The organism is Anaerohalosphaeraceae bacterium (assembly GCA_035378985.1).
GTDB lineage: Bacteria > Planctomycetota > Phycisphaerae > Sedimentisphaerales > Anaerohalosphaeraceae > JAHDQI01.
In genome coordinates, this window is record DAOSUR010000036.1 from 1 (window position 1) to 5,383 (window position 5,383).

3 protein-coding genes and 1 tRNA gene are annotated in these 5,383 nt (G+C 50.0%); all 4 read right to left on the reverse strand.

The genetic code is table 11. The annotated features are described in order from the left end of the window. Positions 1 to 19: 19 nt before the first annotated feature. Positions 20 to 2,590: a hypothetical protein gene (locus PKY88_13190; GenBank protein HOQ06155.1), complete on the reverse strand. Its 2,571-nt coding sequence runs from the start codon at positions 2,588 to 2,590 to the stop codon at positions 20 to 22. After that, complete coding sequence (gene cas6, locus PKY88_13195; protein HOQ06156.1) at positions 2,568 to 3,575, reverse strand: CRISPR system precrRNA processing endoribonuclease RAMP protein Cas6; 1,008 nt, start codon at positions 3,573 to 3,575, stop codon at positions 2,568 to 2,570. Before cas6 ends, PKY88_13190 begins: the two co-directional genes overlap by 23 nt. 528 nt (positions 3,576 to 4,103) lie before the next feature. Then, a tRNA-Gly gene (locus PKY88_13200) sits at positions 4,104 to 4,174 on the reverse strand. 64 nt (positions 4,175 to 4,238) lie between these two features. Next, a complete protein-coding gene (locus tag PKY88_13205) occupies positions 4,239 to 5,012 on the reverse strand; it encodes a hypothetical protein (protein ID HOQ06157.1) in 774 nt (257 codons plus the stop codon). Between the last annotated feature and the right edge of the window lie 371 nt (positions 5,013 to 5,383).

Consider the following 5,383-nt stretch of genomic DNA (forward strand, 5'->3'; position numbering starts at 1 on the left):
AAATCCTCCAAAAATTAGGTTAACGGTTCAGATAGAGACAATATGTTGCGGCGACTTTGAGACGCCGGATTTTGTCTTTTCCTGCATCATCGGCCGTGAGGGCGGTAAGTTCCTCAATACGGCGAAGACCGGCAGGCTGCCTGTCGCCAGTATCGACCGGCTTGACATTTCGGGCTATATCGTACTTCAGGTGAGAACGCCAGAGGAGCTTGCGGAGATTGACCGGCGTTTTGCCGGCGTCGACGCACTCTTCGGCGGTTTTCGCATAACGGAGAAGGCGGTAGATGAAACCCTTAGCGGCCTTGATGCCCTCTGCGCCATCTTCTGTAATCATCTGATCAAAAAAGCTGACATCCCGTCCGATCGCCTGCTCAAAGGCCTCCCAGGTCAGAACGGTGTTAAAGACACAGATGCGGTCTCTGGTTTTCTTGGCATTGTCGAGGGCCTCGTCGGCCTGTTTGGCAGCCTGAGAAAGCGGGAAGCGGCTGTGGCAGAGAGCAATCCCCGCCGAGATGGAGACTTCCGGATGTCCGCAGACATATTCTTTGAACTTCCGGCAGAGGAAGGCGGCGAACTTAAGCATCGTGGTCCACGGGCCGACCAGAAGGAGGTCATCGCCGCCCGCATAGACAGTGTAGATATTCCGAAACTCGGGATACTCCTTCGGCGGATTGAGGAACCAGCCGGGCAAAATGCCGCAGAAGAACAGGTTCAGCTGCCGGGACAGGGAGATATACCAGCTCAGCGGGGCTTCGGCGTTTTCGAGGGTTTTGGAAAAGAGCATCCCCAGTCGGTCCACGTCAGCCTTCAGAACCGCCAGCAGGGGCTCTCCTTTAACCGCAATTTTTTCTCCTGTTTTGCAGATTCTGAACGAATCGGCACAGAGCTGAGCGAAGGATTTGGGCTGGCCGCTGCTGTAAACGGATTCGTTCTCCTCTGAGAACTGCTGACGGAGCCAGTCGGCAATCTCCGGAAATTCGTAGAGCAGCCGATCCTGTTCCGTCTGCCGGGGAATGTAGTTGGCCAGCAGGAGGCCGCAGCGTGTCTGGCCGAGGGATTTGGATTCATTGCCCGGAACCAGCTCGAAGCAGCCGGTGATGTCGGCGGAAGCGGCCGGGGCCCCTTTAACGGCGAAATAGTAGGCATCAAACGGATGGGCCAGCGGCAAACGAGCCAGTTCTTCACTGAATCCGCCTGGAACAGCAGCCGTGGAGACAATCAGAAAGTTTCCGCTGGTCAGTTTGCCCCCCAATTCTTTAAAAAATTGGTTTTCCGGAAATCTTTCTGAATTTTCCCCTTCTTCCGATGGAGTTTTGGGAATCAAAGATGGGTCGATTGGAGGCAGGAAGGCGGCCGGACTCCAGCAGGTCCCATCAGCCAGGACGGCTCTTTGAGCCTGCCTTTTGGTTTTATCCATCTGCCAGGCCAGTTTCTGCTGGATTTCGTAAAAACGCTCTTTCCGGAAGTCTTCGCCGCTTAATTCAGTTTCATAGCACAGATTCAGATGGAGTTTGCCTGCAAAGGTACACCGAAACCAGTCGTCAATCTGCTTTTGAGTTTCTTTGAGGATATTGAGGCAATCGGGTGTATTGTGGACAAGCAGGGTAAAGTTTCCGCCTGCATCGATAATGCGGTTGACCTCCGGCAGGCCGACCTTCTGCAAGAGCAGAGAACCGGCCAGACGCGTAATCAGATTCAAATAAAACGATTTGGCACGGAGGCGTTTGCTCAGGCCAGACGGATTGTCCAAAGCGGCATCGTACAAATAAGACTGGATGCCGCTCAGGTCGCCCTGGACAATACGGAATTTCTTGGGCTTGTAGTCCTGAATGTCTTTTTCGGTCATGGTGTTGGTCCTGCTGTGATACTGGTAAAGGGCACAGGCAAAGGCCGCCGTCGTCAAAGAGTGGTCCAGCAGCGAAATTTCCGCAAACTGGCTTCGGTGGCTTCGCACAGACCAGGAGTAAAGCCCAAAAACCCAAATCAGCTGGTTCATAAACAAAGCAGGATTCGTCGGCTCCAGCTGCTCAAAATGTCCTAAGATGCTGGCCCACAGAAGGTTATGACCCCCAACAGGATTCGCAGAAGCGGAACAAGGGAAGACTTTTTCATTCAGTTCCAGAGGAATCAGCGGCAGATGGACAGACTCAGGCTTTTTCCAATCCTTTTTGACAATCGGGGTAATCCCGGCAAAGATGCTGTTGGCAAAATCGCGTATTCCTGCATCGCGCGGAACGGATGAGTCGTCTTTTTGGCCTTCTGCCCGGTCTTGTCCGGCAGAGAGCCAATCTGCTGTTTGAACAAGATAATGAAGAGGATTGTTTTGATCGGGCTTGTGGTGATAGCAGGCAATATTGGCAATTTTCGAAGCGTCCAGTTCACGCGGCAGCTTATTTTTTATCTTTTCCATAAATTCGTTGGTGCAGGCAGCGTGAAGATAGCCGTAATTGCCGTCTTTCTCTGTCGGACAGATGTACGGTTTCAACCTTTCAGACTGCGCGGAAAGTATGATGCGAGCCCGCTCACCGATTTTGCCAATGTCGTGGAGGATGGCCCCGATACACAGTTCAATCAGTTCTTTCTGCATCATGTTTATCCTCTTGCAAAGGGGTTATCTGGATGCGGCCGAAGCCGAAGCTGGCCGCCTTTCCAACACCGATAATCCGGGCGATCGAGAGCCAGGGCAAAAACGGCTCCAGATTGCCTTCATAAATCGCACTTCCGATAAGTCCGCTCATCTCAACAGGGCGTTTCTGTCTGCCGGAATATCGGCGGAACTCGATTGGTTTGGTTTGGCTGCAAACGGATGTCACGGCCGCAGCCGCCGAATAATCAACGGAAAGATTCTCTGTTGGGGTTCCATAGAAATAGGTCAAAATAGAGAACCTCCGGACAATCGCACGAATCAAATCCTCGAACCGGAGGGTGGACGGTTCCCGGCCGTTTATCCGAAGACGCACTGGGGTGACAAAATCCACCCGGATGCGTTTGCAGACTGGAAGCAGATTCTGTGGATACTCCGTCTGGACCTTATGGAGACAGGCCACCTGCTCATGATATATCTCCACCCCGAAGGACGGCTGGACAATTCGGGTAATTTGGAAAGGAATCCGATCTTTGCCGAGCCCCTCTTTGCCCATTTCGATGAAACTGTAGGCAATATAAGGGAACAATTCGAGGGCCCTGCCGAAAAGACGCATGCCGAAAGAAAACAAGTCGCCCGGCTTAATCTGGACAGGGTCTTCAGAATTGACCAGCAGTGTAAAGGGTTGCGGGACATAGGGATAAAGCCGCATGATCTGCCGGTCCTGCGGGGGAATTCCTTCAAAGATGCAGCTGTATGCGCAAGTTGTTCGAACAATGCAGTCCTGACAGGTGCTTTGCTTTCGATGACAAACTGTCTGCTTGAGATGGTACCCGAACCCGCCTCGCAGGGTAGCTCCCCGAAACGGCGGCAGAACTCCCTTGCCCTCAAACCGTCCTTCAATTTGGACTTCAGCAAATGGAAGAACCGCATTGGGCGGCCCCTCTGCCTTCTCCCCGTTCCCTTCTTCTCGCCGGCACAACCCTTGCAATGAGAGCTCACCGCCAGCAGATTCTTTCTGTTTTCTCTCTGTCCTCAAATAAAAAACTCCATCTGCTGTTTTAATAAATTAAAAATTCTCTTTTTCATTTCAAGTGTTTTTAAATAATTTTTAGAAAAAAACGAAAAAAGATCTCATCCTCCTTTCGGGCTATCTGTGCAAGACAGACTTTTTCTCAGAAGAAAAGTAGCATGGAACAAAGCACGGCAGAAGACCCATCTCTTTGCCCTGCAACCGCTCGCAGAAACTTTCGGAAATGCCTTGATACTGAAAAGTGCCGGCAGCGACAGGCAGATTTTGCAATCAGAAATCCCCTTCATGCTTTTTTGAAAGCATCCATTTCCAATCGCAGGGTTTGACTGACGTTGGGACTAAGGAAACAATCTTCGACAATCGAAAGCAAACCCTAGATTTCAAAAAACAATTATCCTTTCAAGGAGACTAAGAAGCAAATCTTAATGAATATTGGTTGGTTTGATTCGAGTTTGTCAAACTATATGCGATCAAAGTTTATAGGGAAGCGGGCGATCGGAATCGAACCGACATAACCAGCTTGGAAGGCTGGGGCTTTACCATTAAGCTACGCCCGCGAAAACTGCTCCAAAGAGTACGAAACCGCCCCTCGTTTGTCAAGTATCGAATCCAAAAAGCTTTTCAACGCCTGCGGGTAATGAAAAACATCGCGGCGGCCAGGGCAAAGACGGGCATCGAACGCGGCTCAGGAATGGAACGATAGGCCAAAGCCATTGCCGCTGCTTCTAAGGGATGAACCGCCGCTGTTTCGTCCCATCGGGATGAATAACCGTACATTGCCAAGTCCTCATTCCCATCCCCCATCCATTCCTCCCAGCCTTTCTGGCCCGGATTGTACACATCCCTTAGGCCGAACAAATGGCCGATTTCGTGCAAAGCCACCCGCTCCACCCAAAACCCCCCTTCCTCCCCATCACTGCCTGTTCTCCAGCATACGGATACATCATTAAAATACAAATCCCTCTCAATCACCCGATTAGAACCTGGGGCCACCCAGACCTTTACAACCGCCAGAATCGTATCCGGCAGTTTCAAAACATTTTTCCATGGATTCGGCTCTTTCTCCGTGGGACTTATCCAGGCAATTTCATTCCGACCATTGCGGCGGCCGGGTGTAAAGTTCCCATTTGACGGCACTTCCACTGCCCAAAGGGACGAATTTGCGGACGTCCATTTCTGAAAAGCATTTTGTACGGCCTGATAATCGCTGCCGTCGATAATAGACCTCGAACCCCCTATAAAAGAGTAGGTATATCCGCTTGGAACAAACAGACCGTTCATCTGCATATTCTTCAAAAACGCTTCATCTTTTTGAACATCCAAACCCGCGATACCCCCAAACGCAGTTCGTCCGAAAACTCCCAGCAAAAAGACCGCCCATTTCAGTTGGTACATAGATTATCTCCGAACAAATCTTTTCCGGCGACAAATCGTCCTGAACAGAGCAGGTCTTAAGCAAAGATTCTAAAAGGAACGGATTTAAAAAAAGAAGAGGCTTACCCGCCGTATGCTAAGGCCGATAAACTTTGTGCTTCCATTAAATACCTATTCGGAATAAGTCAACATAATAAGATATAACCTGTATATATTTAGATGTAAGTTTTTTGTCATTTTCCTCTGTATTTTCCAAGAAAAAAAGATATATGTTAATGACTGATAAAATACTGGATTGTCGTTACTTAGGGATTTTCAGGATAGACAATGACCATTGAAAATCTTGCTTTGAAAGCCCAGGAATCCTCTTTGGCGCTTTCGTCTCTGTCTTC